Origin of the sequence: Xanthomonas sp. D-99 (assembly GCF_017746145.1) — a bacterium.
GTDB classification, from domain to species: Bacteria; Pseudomonadota; Gammaproteobacteria; order Xanthomonadales; family Xanthomonadaceae; genus Xanthomonas; species Xanthomonas cissicola.
The window spans coordinates 1-15,841 of record NZ_JAGHWU010000042.1 but is presented as its reverse complement, the minus strand read 5'-3'; the positions used below and the strand labels follow the sequence as shown (position 1 = coordinate 15,841).

The 15,841-nt window shown below is 64.9% G+C and carries 12 protein-coding genes and 1 pseudogene; 2 read left to right on the top strand and 11 right to left on the bottom strand.

The window, feature by feature from the left end; translation table 11 throughout:
* Positions 1 to 151 precede the first annotated feature (151 nt).
* A complete protein-coding gene (gene rlmD, locus J7360_RS14775; protein ID WP_209034151.1) occupies positions 152 to 1,486 on the bottom strand; it encodes a 23S rRNA (uracil(1939)-C(5))-methyltransferase RlmD in 1,335 nt (444 codons plus the stop codon).
* A gap of 159 nt (positions 1,487 to 1,645) precedes the next feature.
* On the opposite strand from rlmD, the gene J7360_RS14770 reads away from it, so the two are divergent.
* Positions 1,646 to 2,368 carry a response regulator gene (locus J7360_RS14770; protein ID WP_057660826.1) on the top strand — a complete coding sequence of 241 codons (723 nt, stop codon included), beginning with the start codon at positions 1,646 to 1,648 and terminating at the stop codon, positions 2,366 to 2,368.
* Between the two features lie 396 nt (positions 2,369 to 2,764).
* Here the strand turns inward: J7360_RS14770 and recO are convergent, their stop codons facing one another.
* The 9 genes from recO to rpoE all read right to left on the bottom strand — a co-directional run bounded on the left by recO (position 2,765) and on the right by rpoE (position 11,762).
* The gene (gene recO / locus J7360_RS14765) at positions 2,765 to 3,487 is read right to left on the bottom strand and encodes a DNA repair protein RecO (protein ID WP_022559779.1); all 723 of its coding nucleotides are present in this window, start codon (positions 3,485 to 3,487) and stop codon (positions 2,765 to 2,767) included.
* A gap of 232 nt (positions 3,488 to 3,719) precedes the next feature.
* On the bottom strand, positions 3,720 to 4,619 hold the full coding sequence (gene era / locus J7360_RS14760) for a GTPase Era (RefSeq protein ID WP_003488210.1): 900 nt from the start codon (positions 4,617 to 4,619) through the stop codon (positions 3,720 to 3,722).
* Positions 4,616 to 5,296, bottom strand: coding sequence for a ribonuclease III (gene rnc / locus J7360_RS14755; RefSeq protein ID WP_008574282.1), 681 nt, complete (start codon positions 5,294 to 5,296; stop codon positions 4,616 to 4,618). The genes era and rnc overlap by 4 nt, the downstream gene beginning before the upstream one ends.
* Entirely contained in the window at positions 5,286 to 5,693 is a 408-nt protein-coding gene (locus tag J7360_RS14750) for a DUF4845 domain-containing protein (protein ID WP_011050845.1), read from the bottom strand. The genes rnc and J7360_RS14750 overlap by 11 nt, the downstream gene beginning before the upstream one ends.
* Positions 5,694 to 6,494, bottom strand: a complete 801-nt coding sequence (gene lepB / locus J7360_RS14745) for a signal peptidase I (RefSeq protein ID WP_007970507.1) — start codon at positions 6,492 to 6,494, stop codon at positions 5,694 to 5,696. It lies immediately after the preceding gene.
* A gap of 97 nt (positions 6,495 to 6,591) precedes the next feature.
* Positions 6,592 to 8,382, bottom strand: coding sequence for a translation elongation factor 4 (gene lepA / locus J7360_RS14740; protein WP_033481242.1), 1,791 nt, complete (start codon positions 8,380 to 8,382; stop codon positions 6,592 to 6,594).
* A 182-nt stretch (positions 8,383 to 8,564) separates the two neighbouring features.
* The gene (locus J7360_RS14735) at positions 8,565 to 10,142 is read right to left on the bottom strand and encodes a DegQ family serine endoprotease (protein ID WP_057660823.1); all 1,578 of its coding nucleotides are present in this window, start codon (positions 10,140 to 10,142) and stop codon (positions 8,565 to 8,567) included.
* A 109-nt stretch (positions 10,143 to 10,251) separates the two neighbouring features.
* A complete protein-coding gene (locus tag J7360_RS14730) occupies positions 10,252 to 11,145 on the bottom strand; it encodes a sigma-E factor negative regulatory protein (protein ID WP_209034149.1) in 894 nt (297 codons plus the stop codon).
* A complete protein-coding gene (rpoE, locus tag J7360_RS14725) occupies positions 11,142 to 11,762 on the bottom strand; it encodes an RNA polymerase sigma factor RpoE (protein ID WP_007962205.1) in 621 nt (206 codons plus the stop codon). The genes J7360_RS14730 and rpoE overlap by 4 nt, the downstream gene beginning before the upstream one ends.
* Before the next feature lie 235 nt (positions 11,763 to 11,997).
* On the opposite strand from rpoE, the gene J7360_RS14720 reads away from it, so the two are divergent.
* Positions 11,998 to 14,079 carry a 3-hydroxyacyl-CoA dehydrogenase NAD-binding domain-containing protein gene (locus J7360_RS14720; protein ID WP_209034147.1) on the top strand — a complete coding sequence of 694 codons (2,082 nt, stop codon included), beginning with the start codon at positions 11,998 to 12,000 and terminating at the stop codon, positions 14,077 to 14,079.
* 155 nt (positions 14,080 to 14,234) lie between these two features.
* On the opposite strand, the pseudogene J7360_RS14715 reads toward J7360_RS14720, so the two are convergent.
* Positions 14,235 to 15,785, bottom strand: a pseudogene (locus tag J7360_RS14715) (TonB-dependent receptor); the annotation flags it as partial.
* Between the last annotated feature and the right edge of the window lie 56 nt (positions 15,786 to 15,841).

Here is a 15,841-nt window from a genome sequence, read left to right as displayed (position 1 = left end):
GAAGCAGGAGCAGTGCCAGTCACCTCAAATCTTATCGATCCACGGATTGCAGTCGGATCCGGACTCAACAGCGAGCGACATGCGCGAAACGACAGTTGCGACGCAGAGCGAAGGTGTTCGCTTTTGCCAATCCCCAATGCCCAATCCCGAATCACCGCCTCTCAAACACCGCAATGCTTTCCACGTGCGCGGTGTGCGGGAACATGTCCATCGCGCCAGCCGAGACCAGCGTGAAGCCCTGCTCGTTGACCAGATAACCGGCGTCGCGCGCCAGCGAGCCAGGATGACAGCTCACATAGACGATGCGCTGGAACGTCTTCAACGGCAACTGCTGCAGCACTTCCAGGGCGCCCGAGCGCGGCGGGTCCAGCAGCAGCTTGTCGAAGCCCTGGCGCATCCAGGGTGCGCTGCGCTGATCCTGGGTCAGGTCGGCGGCGTAGAACTGCGCATTGTCCAGGCCATTGCGCTGGGCGTTTTCCTTCGCCCGTGCCACGAGTCCGGCGTCGCCTTCCACACCTACCACTTCGCGCACCACGCGCGCCAACGGCAGGGTGAAGTTGCCCAGGCCGCAGAACAGGTCCAGCACGCGGTCGTCGGGCTTGGCATCCAGCAGCGCGACTGCATGCGCGATCATCTTCTGATTGAGCGACGCGTTGACCTGAATAAAGTCCAGCGGCCGGAACGCCAGTTCCACATCCCACTGCGGCAAGCGGAACGATAGCGGCACTTCCTGCGGCCACAGCGGATGCACGCTGTCCACCCCGCCGGGCTGCAGAAAAATCGTAAAGCCGTGCTCCTGGGCAAATGTGATCCAGCTCTGGCGGTCGCGCTCGCTGAGCGGCTGCATATGCCGAATGGTCAAGGCCACCGCATCGTCGCCAGCGATGAATTCGATCTGCGGAATGTCGCGCTTGCCATCCATGCCTTCGATCAGCGCGGCAAGCAAGGGGATCTTCTCGCCGATCTGCGGAATCACCGTGTAGCAAACGGACAGATCGGCCACGAACCGCGGGTCGAGCTCACGAAAGCCGACCAAGGTCTTGTCCTTCTTCTCGACACGACGCACCGAGAACCTGCCCTTGCGCCGATACCCCCAGTTGTCGCCGGTCAGCGCAGGCAGCACGGCTTGCGGAGTGACATGACCGATACGTTCCAGGTTGTCCATGAGTACGCGCTGTTTGGCCACGATCTGCTGCGATTCCTCCAGATGCTGCAACACACAGCCTGCGCAGACGCCAAAGTGCGGGCAGCGCGGGGTGACCCGCTGCGGCGATGCCTCCAGCACCCCCACGGTCTTGGCCTCATCGAAATGCCGGCTACGGGCGGTGGGTTCGGCGCGCACCAACTCGCCCGGCAAGGCGCCGCTGATAAAGGTGACCTTGCCGCCCTCGCCATCGCGGCGGGCGACCCCGCGGCCGTCATGGCTCAGGTCGGTGACCGCGGTCTGGAAGGGGGTTCGGTCGAGACGGTTTCTGGTTCTGGCCACGTGGCGACAAGCTGCGGGCAAAAAGGGTGCGTATTGTCGCAGATGCGATCGACGGAGGCCGCGCCGGTCAGCGCAACAATTGTCGCGCCCCACAAACACAGGCAAACTCCCGCTGCGCGCGACAAAATCAGGACGCGGCATCGCTGACAAGGAGGCAGCATGAACATGGCCACACGCCAGGAACCCCACCCACGCCTACTGCTGGTGGAAGACGACCCGATCAGCCGCGGGTTCTTACAGGCTGTCCTCGAAAGTCTCCCTGCCACGGTCGACTGTGCCGATTCCCTTTCTTCCGCACTCGACCGCGCGCGCGAACGTCGCCACGACCTCTGGCTGATCGACGTCAACCTCCCCGATGGCACCGGTAGTGGTCTGCTGCGTGCATTGCGCCTGCTGCACCCGGACGTGCCGGCACTGGCGCATACCGCCGACGCGACCATGTCGATGCAGAACAGCTTGCAGTCCGACGGGTTTCTGGAAATGCTGGTCAAACCGCTGACCTCCGAGCGCCTGCTGCAGGCGGTGCGGCGCGGCCTGGCACGTGGTCGCTACAGCGTGGCCCCGGTAGGCGTGCTGGACATCGCCGCCAGCGACTGGGACGAGACCGCTGCGCTGAGTGCGCTCAATGGCCAGCAGCATCATCTCAATGCCCTGCGCGAACTGTTCCTGGCCGAGCTACCGGGCACACGGGATGCGGTGGATTCGGCCTTGCAGATCAGCGACGAGCAGGCTTTACGCAGCCATCTTCATCGCTTGCAAGCCAGCTGCGGTTTTGTCGGCGCCTCACGGCTTGCCGGCGCAGTGCGCCTGCTGCGCGGCGACCCGCACTCGCGCACCGCGCGCACCCAATTCCATGCGGCGGTGGCTGCGTTGCTGCATTGAGCGAACCCATCGCAGCGCCTCGCCTGACGAGATGCGCGAGACGCCGGCGTCGGTGCGCTTCCGGCTCGCCGCCATGGTCGATGCATCGCCGTTTTGCTGATCGAGCTGCGTATTGCAGATAGCACCGGCTCCACTTGCAGGCGCTTGACGGCCTGGACGAGCTCCAGGCTCGACGCAGGGCGCATGCATTTGCTGCTCGCCCGGTCCACGTTGGAGAACGTGAGTGGCGGTCGTTGTCGGGTGCATGCCGAAGGGCTTTCGGAACCGACCGGCAAGGTGCTGCCGGTCGGTTCCGAGCACCCGCTTCGCTCAATTCGCTGCTCGGTCATGGTACGCCGGCCGCAGCTGGACTTATGTCCAGCGCAATCGCGCATGCGCGTCCAGCGCTTCGCGCCATCAACGACGGCGCGCGAGATCCTCGAGCATTTCCCAGGATTTCAGGCCACGCCCGCCCAGATGATGCAGCAGCACGCCGCGCATGCTGCGCCGCAGGCCGGGCATGTCGTCCGCGTCCGGCATGACGTCTTGGCCCAGCGCCAGCAGCGCCGCACCAGTGACGGTTTCGCGGCGATCCTGAGCTAGCCGTTCGCTCAACACGCGCAAGGCGCCGTCCTGCGGATCCAGCCGATACCGCGCTGCCGGGTCGATCGGCTGCCCGTCGCTGTCATGCTGTAGATCGAACGCGAAGCCCAGCCCCTCCAGCACGTCGCGCTCGAACCGGCGCAGGCCCCACGCCAACGGCAGATCGGACGCCAGGTGGCTACGTACCTGCGCATAACAGGCATAGAGTTCGGGCACTGGATCGTTACGCGGCGCCAGGCGCAGCAACAATTCGCTGATATAGAAACCGGCCAGCATGGTGTCGCCGGCCAGCCGCGGCGCGGTATCCAGGGCTTCGGCCTGGCGCAGCTGGGCCAGCTCGCCGCGCTGCACGGCGCTGAACTGGATCAGCTGCAAGGGCTGCAAAGCCGCGCGAAGCGCCTGCTTGCGCGGCCCCTGCACACCGCGCGCCAGCAGCCCCACCCGCCCGTGTTGCTCGGTCAGCACTTCCACCAGCAGGCTGGTCTCGCGCCAGGCCCTTACATGCAGCACGAACCCGCGCTCGTGCTCGATCAGCATGGGAGGAAAAGCCGGGATTGGGGACCCGCGACCGAGGACCCTGGAAAAGCGCCGGATCGGCCGTCGCCGTGCCGCGCGACGCGGCGATTGGGCGCCGAGCCAATGCCGTCAGCGCAGCACCCGAACCTGAAACAAACGAAACAACCTCTCCTCGGCAGCATGCCGGCCAACTGCCTGACCCAGCGTTTCCCGGGCCCCCGGTCCCGGGTCCCGGGTCCCGGCCTTCCCGGCCTCATTCGTACCCGAACGCCTTCAGCGCAGCCTCGTCGTCCGACCAGCCTTCGCGCACGCGCACCCAGGTTTCCAGGAACACCTTGGCACCGAACAGGCGCTCCATCTGCAGGCGCGCCTTGCCGCCAATTTCTTTCAACCGGGTGCCGCCCTTGCCGATCACGATCGCCTTCTGGCCTTCGCGCTCGACCCAGATCACCGCACCGATGCGCAGCAGCGCGCCATCTTCGGCGAAACGCTCGATCTCAACGGTGGTGGCATACGGCAGCTCTTCGCCGAGCTGACGCATCAGCTGCTCCCGCACCAGTTCGCCGGCCAAAAAGCGCTGGCTGCGGTCGGTGATCTCGTCTTCGCCGAACATCGCCTCGGCTTCGGGCACCAGCTTGAGCAGGTCGCCGACCAACGCGTCCAGGCCCTTGCGCTTGAGCGCGGACACCGGATGCACGGCGGCGAAGGTGCGCCCCTCGCTGACCTGGGCCAGGAACGGGAACAGCGCGGTCTTGTCCTTGAGCCGGTCGACCTTGTTCACCACCAGCACCACCGGCACGCCGGCGTCGCTGAGCACGCGGAACGCCAGCGTGTCTTCCTCGTCCCAGCGGCCGGCTTCGATCACCAGGACCGCCGCGTCCACCCCCTCGAGCGAGCCGCGCGCAGCGCGATTCATCACCCGGTTCATCGCGCGCTTCTGCTCGCGGTGCAAGCCCGGAGTATCTACCAGCACCAGCTGTCCTTCCGGGAAGGTGGCGATGCCCAGCAACCGATGGCGCGTGGTCTGCGGCCGGTTGGAGACGATGCTGACCTTCGCGCCGACCAGGGCGTTGGTCAGGGTGGACTTGCCGACATTGGGCCGGCCGATCACCGCAACGCTACCGCTGCGGTGAGGGGAAGTGATTTCGCTCACGTGTTTGAATCCAGTTGTGCGATGACAAGAGTCGCCGCCTGTTGCTCTGCGAGGCGACGCGAGGTGCCCTGGCCCTCGGCGCGGGCAACGGGCTGCTCCAGAATGCAGGCGACGTGGAACTGCTTGGCATGCTCGTCGCCGCTCTCGCTGATCAGCGCGTAAGTGGGCAGCGGCAGTTGCCGCGCTTGCAGCCATTCCTGCAGCCGGGTCTTGGGATCCTTTTCTGCCTTGCCCACCGGCAATGCCGCCAGCGACGCTTCGAACCACGGCAGCACCACTGCACGGCAACGCTCGAAACCGCAGTCCAGATAGATGGCCGCGACGATCGCCTCGACTGCATCGGCCAGGATCGAATCGCGCCGGTGACCACCGGACTTCAGCTCGCCCGGGCCAAGCGTGAGACGTTCGCCCAGATTGAGCGTACGCCCGATGACTGCCAACGCACCTTCGCGTACGAGCTCGGCACGTGCACGGGTCAATGCGCCTTCATCGGCCTTGGGCCAGCGTTGATACAGGGCCTCGGCGATCAGCAGGTTGACGATGCCGTCGCCGAGAAATTCCAGTCGCTCGTTGTGCGGCGTCCCGGCGCTGCGATGCCGCAGCGCCTGGGCGAGCAGAGCCGGATCGGCGAATGCGTGCCCGATCGGATCACCGCGCTGGAAGGTTCTATTCGACACCGCGCTTCGTCAGATCCTGTGCCGTATCGAACTTGCCGACCACATCCAGATTGCCAACCAGCTCACGGCGGACTTCGTAATTGACCTTCATGCGCCAGCCGCCTTCGATCCGCTCGAACTTGACGTTCTCACGCTTCACGCTTTCGGATGCATTGATATCGAGCCGCTTGAAGAACATTTCCTGCAACTTGGACGGATCCATGTCGGCACTGCCAGCCTCATTGGCCAGGCCCTTCATCGACGTACGCACTGCGTAATACTCCTGATACATCGGGAACAGCTTCATCCCGATGTACAGACCGAACCCCACCACCGCCAGCACCACCACGAACGACGTCAACGTCATACCGCTTTGCTTGCGCTTCATTGTGCTTCCCCTGGCACGCCGTGCGTGCATTTACTGGATTCCAGTCCCGATCCGCGATGGATCGAAACTCCCCTTGCAGAACCATCCTTCGCAATTGAGCCAGATCAGGAACGCCTTGCCGCGCAGATTGGCTTCCGGCAGAAAGTGCGTTTGGGTCCAGAACCGGCTGTCCTCGCTGTTGTCGCGATTATCCCCCATCACGAAATAGCTGTCCGCCGGCACGGTCCAGTCGCCCTGCCCGGCCGGCATGTTGCGGTCCAGCCATTCCAGCACGGTATGCGTGCGGCCCGGCAGGTCCTCGACCAGCAGCGTGGTGCCGGTCATCTCGGCGCCCTTGCCCTTGCCGATGTACTCGCCCTTGACCGTGTAATGCATCGGCTTGTCGTTGATGTACAGCGTATCGCCGTGGAAGCCGATCTTGTCGCCCGGCAGGCCCACCACGCGCTTGATCCAGTTCTGGTCCGGCGCGTGCGGCGGCTTGAACACCACCACGTCGCCGCGCTTGGGCTCGCCGGTGGGAATGAACTTGGTATTGGTGATCGGCAGGCGGAAACCGTAGGCGAACTTGTTGACCAGGATGAAATCGCCGATCAGCAGGTTGGGCATCATCGAACTGGACGGAATCTTGTACGGCTCGGCCACGAAGCTGCGCAGGATCAGCACCACTGCCAGCACCGGGAAGAAGGCGCGCGAGTAATCGATGATCGCCGGCTCGCTGTCCAGCAGGCCGGCACGCGCCGCACGGCGCTTGGCCAGAAACAGCTTGTCCAGCAGCCAGATGAAGCCGCTGCCCAGCGTCAGGACAACCAGGATGATTTCAAACCATTTCATTGATGTTCCTTCGGAACGGAATTCGGGATTGGAGATTGGGGATTCGCAACAGCAGGAAGGCGACGAGCCGTTGCCAATCCCGAATGACGAATCCCTGCTACTTGTCCATCTGCAGGACAGCCAGGAAGGCCTCCTGCGGAATCTCCACGCGGCCGACCTGCTTCATGCGTTTCTTGCCTTCTTTCTGCTTCTCCAGCAGCTTCTTCTTGCGCGAAACGTCGCCACCATAGCACTTGGCCAGCACGTTCTTGCGCATCGCCTTGACCGTGGAGCGCGAGATGATCTGCGAGCCGATCGCCGCCTGGATCGCCACGTCGAACATCTGCCGCGGGATCAGGTCTTTCATCTTTTCGCACAGCTCGCGGCCACGACGATCGGCATGGCTGCGGTGCACGATCAACGACAACGCATCGACCTTGTCGCCGTTGATCAGCACGTCCACGCGCACGAACGGGCCGGCATCGAAGCGCACGAAGTGGTAATCCAGCGAGGCATAGCCACGGCTGACCGACTTGAGCTTGTCGAAGAAATCCAGCACCACCTCGGCCATGGGCAGCTCATAGCTGATCTGTACCTGGCTGCCCAGGTAGTTGATGCCGATCTGGGTGCCGCGCTTTTCCTCGCACAACTTGATGATGTTGCCGATGTACTCCTCGGGCGTGAGGACGTTGGCGCGGATGATGGGCTCGCGGATTTCCTGCACCAGGTTCAACTGCGGCAACTTGGCCGGGTTATCCATGTTGATGACCGTGCCATCGGTCTTGAGCACTTCATACACCACGGTCGGTGCGGTGCTGATCAGGTCCAGGTTGTACTCGCGCTCCAGCCGCTCCTGCACGATTTCCATGTGCAGCATGCCCAAAAAGCCGCAGCGGAAACCGAAGCCCATTGCTTCGGAGCTTTCCGGCTCGAAGCGCAACGCGGCATCGTTCAGGCGCAGCTTGTCCAACGCTTCGCGCAGATCCGGGTAATCCTCGGCATCGACCGGGAACAGGCCGGCGAACACGCGCGGCTGCATTTCCTGGAAACCGGGCAAGGCATGCGGCGCCGGATCGCCGGCCAGGGTCAGGGTGTCGCCGACCGGGGCGCCGTGCACGTCCTTGATGGACGCGTTGATCCAGCCCACTTCGCCGGCGCCGAGCGCAGCCAGTTCCTTACGTTTGGGGGTGAACACGCCGACCTTGTCGACCAGATGGGTGCGACCGGTGGACATCACCAGGATCTTGCTCCCGGGCTTGATCTCGCCCTGCATCACGCGCACCAGCGAGACCACGCCCAGGTAGTTGTCGAACCAGGAATCGATGATCAGCGCCTGCAGCTTGTCGGTGTCGCGCGGCTTGGGCGGCGGGATGCGATGCACGATCGCTTCCAGCACCAGATCGATGTTCAGACCGGTCTTGGCGCTCACCGCCACCGCGTCTTCGGCATCGATGCCGATCACCGCCTCGATCTCGGCCTTGGCGCGGTCCACATCGGCCGTGGGCAGGTCGATCTTGTTGAGCACCGGCACTACTTCCAGGCCCTGCTCCACCGCGGTGTAGCAGTTGGCCACCGACTGCGCTTCCACGCCCTGCGCCGCATCCACTACCAGCAGCGCACCTTCGCACGCAGCCAGCGAGCGGCTGACTTCATAGGAGAAGTCGACGTGCCCGGGGGTGTCGATGAAATTCAGGTGGTAGGTCTGCCCGTCCTTTGCCGTGTACGGCAGGGACACCGACTGCGCCTTGATGGTGATGCCGCGTTCGCGCTCGATCGGGTTGGAGTCGAGCACCTGGGCTTCCATCTCGCGCGCCTGCAGGCCGCCGCACAGCTGGATGATGCGGTCGGCCAGGGTGGATTTGCCGTGGTCGACGTGGGCAATGATGGAGAAATTGCGGATGTTCCGCATTGAATCAGAGGACATTGAGGTGGGCGCCGGCGCAGCCGTCGTCAGGGTAACGCAGCATTATCGCACGCCCGGCCCCTTTGGGGCCGGGGATTGGGGAATCGGGATTTGGGAATCGCAAAGCAGGGCGGGCCGCGTAGTGCGGACCCGCTGCTGCCAATCCCGATCCCCAATCCCGGCCTCCCTCAGCCGCCGGCCTTCAAGGCCACGTAGCTGGTCGCCTTGCCGTCGGTCACCAGCAGCATGACCACGTCGCCCTTCTTGTAGCTGGACAGGGCGCGGTTGAGCTCGGCGACGCTGCCGACCTTGGTCCGGCCCACGCGGGCGATGACCAGCCCCGGCGACAGCGGCGGCTGGGTGCTGCGCGCCGCCGCGCCGGTGACCGCGGCAATACGCACACCCTCGCCCGCTTCCAGGCCCAGGCGGCTGCGTTCGGCGGCGGTCAGGTCGGCGACTTGCAGGCCGAGCAATTCCACGCTGGCCGGGGCGCCGGGCTTGGCCTCCTCGGCGGCGGTGCGCGGCGCGGCGTTCCCGGTGCCGTCCTGCAACGGCGCCAGGGTGACCGTCACGGTGCGCGGCTTGCCGTCGCGCAAGACGTCCAGGGTCACCTTGGTGCCGGGCGCCATCAGCCCGATCATTGGCGGCAGATCGCTGGCGACATCGATCGACTTGCCGTTCACCGCACGGATCACGTCGCCCACCTCGATGCCGGCCTTGGCCGCCGGGCTACCGGCAGGAATATCGTTGACCAGGGCACCACGGCTATCCGGCAAGCCCAGGCCTTGCGCCTTGAGCGAGTCGATCGGGCCGACCGCCACGCCCAGCATGCCGCGACTCACATGGCCGGTGGCCTTGATCTGCTCGGCCGCGCTGAAGGCCAGGTCGATCGGGATCGCGAAACTGATGCCCATGTAGCCGCCGGATGCGGAGAAGATCTGCGAATTGATGCCGACCACTTCGCCACGCGTGTTGAGCAGCGGGCCGCCGGAATTACCCTGGTTGATCGCCACGTCGGTCTGGATGAAGGGCACGTAGCGCTGGTCGGCGTACGGATTGCTGCGGCCGGTGGCGCTGACGATGCCGGCGGTGACCGAGTGGTCCAGGCCGAACGGCGAGCCGATCGCCACCACCCACTGCCCCGGCTTGAGCGTGTTGGAATCGCCCAGGCGCACGGTCGGCAGGCCCTTGGCCTCGATCTTCAGCAGCGCCACGTCGTATTGCTCGTCGCTACCGACCACCTTGGCCTTGAACTCGCGGCGGTCGGTGAGCTTGACGGTCACCTCGCTGGCGCCATCGACCACGTGATGATTGGTCAGGACGTAGCCGTCGGCCGAGATGATGAAGCCCGAGCCCATCGACTTGCCGGCGATGCCGCCGTCGTCATCGCCGCCACCGGGCCCCTGGCGCGGACCGCCCGGCATCTGGAAATCCGGTCCGAAAAAGCGGCGGAAGAATTCCGGCATCTGTTCGTCATCCGGCATCGCGCCACCTCCACGACCACCCGGGCCGCTGCGCTGCTGACGCGCCATGGCATCCTTGCGGGTAATGGTGGTTTCGATATTGACCACACCCGGGCCGACCTGCTCGACCAGATTGGTGAAGTCCGGCAGCCCCGCCACCAGCTGCGGCGCTGGCGTGGCACTGCGATTGGCAGCAATCGGGGCGACGTCCTTGGCAGCGGGTGCGGGCTGCTGCGCGCAGGCCGCCAGCGGCAGGGTCATGGCGATCAGGCCGAACATCTGGGTGCGGATGCGATGGTTCATCAGGTTGCCTCCGATGGCAGGGCGAGAGGAGCCGGAACCCGCGTAGCGACACGGGCCCGGCACGATAACGGAAGGGAGATAGCCGAACGGATGAAGGCCGGCGACAGGGTCAGTCCTGCGGGGCCGGCGCCGGTGCCGGGCGGTTCGGCGCCGGACTGGCGACTGCCTGTGGCGCGGGTTCGAACGGATAGAACGCCGTGCCGGGTCGGCTCTGGCGGAAACTGGCGTTGAGCGGGCTTTCGCCAGCCCCGGACAAGGCCGCGCGCGGCCACGGGCGTGCCTGCAGCGTTGTATCCGGATGCGTAAACGGGTTGGACGGCGTCGCCGCAACCGCAGATGAGGTCTCCGTGGGTGCCGGTACCGCCGCAGCGACCATGCGGGTCGGCGCCTGCTGCTGACGCGCCGCCGCACTGCGTGCGACTTGCTGGTTGCGCGTTGCCGCGCCGCGCCGAGTAGATGCCAGCGCAGCGGCAGGTACGGCTGCAGCGAGCGCGGCCACCTCATCCGGCGTCCCCGGAGCCGGTGCGGCCGGTGCCTTCGGAGCCACAGGGGCCTGCGGCGTTTGCGAGGCAGGCGGAAGCTGGGCAGCGGTGGCATAGACGGGTGTTTCAGCACCGGGCGCGGCGGTGTCCGGCAGGCGCTCGCGCGCCAGGAACATGGCGATCGCCGCGACCGATGCGGCAATCGCTGCACCGCCGCCCCAGCGCCAACGTGCGCCTGGGCGGGCCGCCGGCTGTGCTTGCGGTGCCGGCTCCTCGGCAATGGCGCCGCGCACACGCGCCGCAAAATCCAGCGGCGCCGGCGCACTGGCGGCACCGCGCAGCACATCGCCGCACAACTGCCAGCGCTCGTGGCAGCCGGCCAATTCTTCGTCGTGGGCCAGACGGCGCAGCAAAAAGCGCGACTCGTCGGCGCTCAACTCGCCGTCGACCAGCGCAGACAGCTGCTGGCGATAGTGAAGTTCGAATTTGTCGGTAGTGGACATGGCAGGGTTATGGCTCATACGCGGTGTCGCTCACGGGTAGCGCTTTCGGTCTCCAGCAGAGGCCGCAGCTCGATATCGATGGCCTCGCGCGCCCGGAAAATGCGCGAGCGCACCGTTCCGATCGGGCAATCCATCTTTCGCGCGATGTCCTCATAGCTCAGCCCTTCCACCTCGCGCAGGGTGATGGCCGACCGAAGTTCTTCCGGTAGCGCTTGGACCGCGCGCATCACCGTTTGTTCCAGCTCCTGTCGCATCAATTCGCGCTCCGGGGTATCGGTGTCGCGCAACCGGGTCGCTCCATCGAATTGTTCGGCATCGCTGATCTCGATGTCGTCGGTGGGCGGGCGGCGGTTGTGCGCAACCAGATGGTTCTTGGCAGTGTTGACGGCAATGCGGTGCAGCCACGTATAGAACTGGGCGTCGCCCCGAAAACTGTTGATCGCGCGGTAGGCGCGCACAAACGTGTCCTGGGCAACGTCCTGGCATTCGCTCCAGTCGGCGATGTAGCGCCCGATCAAGGCAACGATCCGATGCTGGTATTTGCGCACCAGCACATCGAACGCCGCGCTTTCGCCGCGCTGCACACGCCGGACCAGTTCCAGGTCCAGCTCCTGAGGTGTATCGACTTCGGCCATGTCGGGCCACACTCCTGTCAGCCCACCGAAGTCGGGCAATGAGACCACCATTGAAAAGAAAAGTTCATACCGATCCGTACGACCGTCACGCATCAGGGTAGCGGCAGCGATGCACCGCTGGCGACGCCGCGCGCAAGCGCGGATCTGCCCTGTCGACAGGTATGGGTATTTGACGTGAAGGAAACAACCTCTGGATGATAACGACCTTTCCTTCTATCGCCGGACGGCTAGACGCATGCTTCCAGGTTTCGACGGGCTCCGATTCAGCCATTGGCAGGCCGATCTGCGCGAGGACGGCGTGGTCGTGCTCAGCCTCGATCGGCAGGGCGCACCGGTTAACGCATTTTCGCAAGAGGTACTGCTGGAGCTGGGCGCCTTGGTCGAGCGGCTGGCGCTGGATCCGCCGACCGGTGTGGTGCTGCGCTCGGGCAAGCCCAACGGCTTCATCGCCGGTGCCGATCTGAAGGAATTCCAGGAATTCGACCGCAAGGGCACGGTCAACGATGCGATCCATCGCGGGCAGCAGGTCTTCCAGAAGCTGGCCGAACTACCGTGCCCCACCGTCGCGGCGATCCATGGCTTCTGCATGGGTGGCGGCACCGAAATCGCGCTGGCCTGCCGCTACCGCGTGGCCTCCGACGATGGCAGTACGCGCATCGGACTGCCGGAAACCAAGCTCGGCATCTTCCCCGGTTGGGGCGGCAGCGCCCGCTTGCCGCGCCTGATCGGTGCGCCGGCCGCAATGGATCTGATGCTCACTGGTCGCACAGTGTCGGCCAAGGCCGCGCGCGCGATGGGCCTGGTCGACAAGGTCGCCGCGCCTGCCGTGCTGGTGGATGTGGCCGCCAGCCTGGCGCTCGCCGGCACCACGCATGCGTTCAAGCAGCGCGCTACCGCATGGGCCACCAACACCTTGCTGGCGCGCAAACTACTGGCGCCGCAGATGCGCAAGCAGGTGGCGCGCAAGGCGCGCAAGGAGCATTACCCGGCGCCCTACGCCTTGATCAACGTCTGGGAGCGGGCGGGCGGTAGCGGCACCCAGGCGCGCTTGGCGGCCGAGCGCAAGGCAGTGGTCAAACTCGCCAGCACGCCGACCGCACGCAACCTGATCCGGATCTTCTTCCTGACCGAGCGTCTGAAAGCGCTGGGCGGCAAGGACGCAGCCGGCGTGGCCGCAGCCCCGATTCGCCATGTGCATGTGATCGGCGCCGGCGTCATGGGCGGCGATATCGCGGCCTGGGCGGCTTACAAGGGCTTCGACGTCACGTTGCAGGATCGCGAGCAGCGTTTTATCGATACGGCGCTGACACGTGGTGGCGAGCTGTTCGCCAAGCGTGTCAAGGACGACGCCAAGCGACCAGCAGTGGCGGCGCGTCTGCGCGGCGACCTGGCCGGCGCGGGCGTGACGCAGGCCGATCTGGTGATCGAGGCGATCATCGAAAACCCGCAGGCCAAGCGCGATCTGTATCAATCGATCGAGCCGCAACTCAAGCCGGATGCATTGCTGACGACCAATACCTCGTCGATTCCGCTGACCGACTTGCGTGGCCACATCCAGCGCCCGGCGCAATTTGCCGGCCTGCACTACTTCAACCCGGTGGCGATGATGCCGCTGGTGGAAATCGTGCAGCACGATGGCCTGGATCCGGCCAACGTCGCGCGCCTGGCTGCGTTCTGCAAGACCTTGGACAAGTTCCCGGTGCCGGTGGCCGGCACGCCGGGGTTCCTGGTCAACCGGGTGCTGTTCCCCTACCTGCTCGAAGCGGCCACCGCGTATGCCGAGGGCATTCCCGGCCCGGTGCTGGACAAGACGGCAGTGAAGTTCGGCATGCCGATGGGGCCAATCGAATTGATCGACACCGTGGGCCTGGATGTGGCGGCAGGCGTAGGTGCCGAGTTGGCGCCATTCCTGCGTTTGCCCATCCCGGCGGCACTGGCGACCGTGGAAGCCGGCAAGCGCGGCAAGAAGGACGGCCAGGGCCTGTACAAGTGGGAGAACGGACGCGCCGTCAAACCCGAGGTTGCCAGCGGTTACGCCGCACCGGCAGATTTGGAAGATCGCTTGATCCTGCCGCTGCTCAACGAAGCGGTAGCGTGCCTGTATGACGCCGTGGTGGCCGACGCAGACCTGCTGGACGCCGGCGTCATCTTCGGCACAGGTTTCGCACCTTTCCGTGGCGGCCCGATCCAATACATCCGCAGCGTCGGCGCAGACGCGCTACTGGAGCGTCTGCAGGCCTTGCATGCCCGTTACGGCGAACGCTTCGCGCCGCGCCCGGGTTGGGACTCACCGTTGTTGCGGGAGGCTGCGGCGTAAGCCACACGCTCATCTTCCGCCTCGAGCAGGCGCTATTCGCGGTGGTAAACGGTGCGGATCGTGCGCAAAGACAACCAGACGCAGCTTGGCTCAGGTACAAAAAAGAACGGCGGGCCAAGGCCCGCCGTTCCCGTTTTACCTCACTGCAACGCGACTCAGAAACGCAGACCCACACTGGTGAAGAAGTAGCGTCCGGCCTGGTCGTAACCACCCAGCGAATTGGCATTGAAGGTCAAGCTGCCACCCACCAGCGGCGGCTCTTTGTCGGCAATGTTGTTGATACCCAGGGTCCAGGTGACGTAATCGCCGAGCTGCATCGACCCGGAGAGATCGAAGTAGTTGTACGCCGACACCTTGTTGTCCTGATTGACCAAGCGCACGTCGGTGGTACCGGCAGTGCCGTCGGTGTTCTGATAGTCCAGCTCACCGATGTAACGCCAGCGCAGACCAACGGTGTAACGATCGAAGCTGTAGCGGGTGCTCAGCACATGCCGCCATTCGGCACTGTTGCATGCCACGTTCACCACGCCAGCGCAGTCGTAGGTCACCTGCTGCACGCCCGGAACCGGCTCGTATTCCTGCTTGATGGCATAACTGCCCATCATCGAGGCAGTCAGGCGTCCGGGCCCGATGCTCCAGGCATAGGAGGCCGTCAGATCCACGCCCTGGAAGTGCAACGACCCAAAGTTGTCCTGGGAGTTGAAAATCAGGCCGGAGGTGTCCACGTCGCTGCCGCGGAACAGGTCGCCGGTCGTGGCATTGCGGCGGATGCGGCTACATAGGTCCGCATTACCGGTCACACCGCAGGCGGTCAGGATGTTGGAAGAACCAATGGCACGGATCGCATCGTCAATCTTGATGTCGTAGTAATCCACGCTCAGATCCAGCCCCTTGACCGGGCTGGCAGCGAATCCGATGGTCCAGGTATTGGCGGTTTCCGGCTGCAGCGCGGTGTTGCCGCCGCCGATCTCGTTGTACTGCCCTGCCGGATTGGCCGCCACGCGCCCGTACTGCGCGGCCGTGACGCCGGTGTTGGCGCACTGCGCCTGGGTAAACGTGGGATTGGCCCCTGCGCAGGGGTCGCTGCCGCTCCACAGTCCGATCGTGTTTTCGTTGTAAAGCTCGGTGATGTTGGGCGCACGGTTGGCACGATTCCAGCCTGCACGCAAATGGTACTTGCCATCCGCGAAGGTCGCGCCCAGACCCGCCTTGTACGTACTCACGCCGCCGGAGATGTCGTAGTCCGAATAGCGATAGCCAAGCTGCATGTCCAGCTGATCCAGGCTGCCCGCTTGCGCCAGCAACGGCACTGCGCCTTCCAGGAACAGTTCCTTGACGCTGATATCGCCGGAGACGTTGGAGGTCGGACCACCCAGGCCGGTGAAATTGCCGGTCTGCATATTGCTGTCGGCAACACGCTTGAAGGTTTCGGTACGGGTTTCCACACCGCCGACGACGCTGATCGGGTTATCGCCCGCCCACGGCAGGCTGTAGCCAAAATTGCCGGTGACGTAGGCATTGAAGACACGCATCGAGGTCTCGTAATTGACGATACCCACGCCCTGCAATGCCTGCGCCTGCTCGGCGGTGACGCTGTCGTTCCAGACGCTGTACGGCACGCAGCCATCGAAGGATCCCGGCTGGCAGCCCAGCAATGCATCGCGCACCCGGGTGGTCACGAAATCGTTGATGTTTTCCGACTTGGTGGGGTAATCCCCCCACTTTTAGCGGTCGCCAGAAGTGGAGCTAAGCGGCCATCGCC

Bases quoted from the DNA above. Each gene is read 5' to 3' on its own strand.
- recO (WP_022559779.1), bottom strand. From the start codon at position 3,487: ATGCTGATCGAGCACGAGCGCGGGTTCGTGCTGCATGTAAGGGCCTGG.
- J7360_RS14750 (WP_011050845.1), bottom strand. From the start codon at position 5,693: ATGCACGCACGGCGTGCCAGGGGAAGCACAATGAAGCGCAAGCAAAGC.
- lepB (WP_007970507.1), bottom strand. From the start codon at position 6,494: ATGAAATGGTTTGAAATCATCCTGGTTGTCCTGACGCTGGGCAGCGGC.
- lepA (WP_033481242.1), bottom strand. From the start codon at position 8,382: ATGCGGAACATCCGCAATTTCTCCATCATTGCCCACGTCGACCACGGC.
- J7360_RS14735 (WP_057660823.1), bottom strand. From the start codon at position 10,142: ATGAACCATCGCATCCGCACCCAGATGTTCGGCCTGATCGCCATGACC.
- rpoE (WP_007962205.1), bottom strand. From the start codon at position 11,762: ATGGCCGAAGTCGATACACCTCAGGAGCTGGACCTGGAACTGGTCCGG.
- J7360_RS14720 (WP_209034147.1), top strand. From the start codon at position 11,998: ATGCTTCCAGGTTTCGACGGGCTCCGATTCAGCCATTGGCAGGCCGAT.
- J7360_RS14730 (WP_209034149.1), bottom strand. From the start codon at position 11,145: ATGAGCCATAACCCTGCCATGTCCACTACCGACAAATTCGAACTTCAC.
- J7360_RS14770 (WP_057660826.1), top strand. From the start codon at position 1,646: ATGAACATGGCCACACGCCAGGAACCCCACCCACGCCTACTGCTGGTG.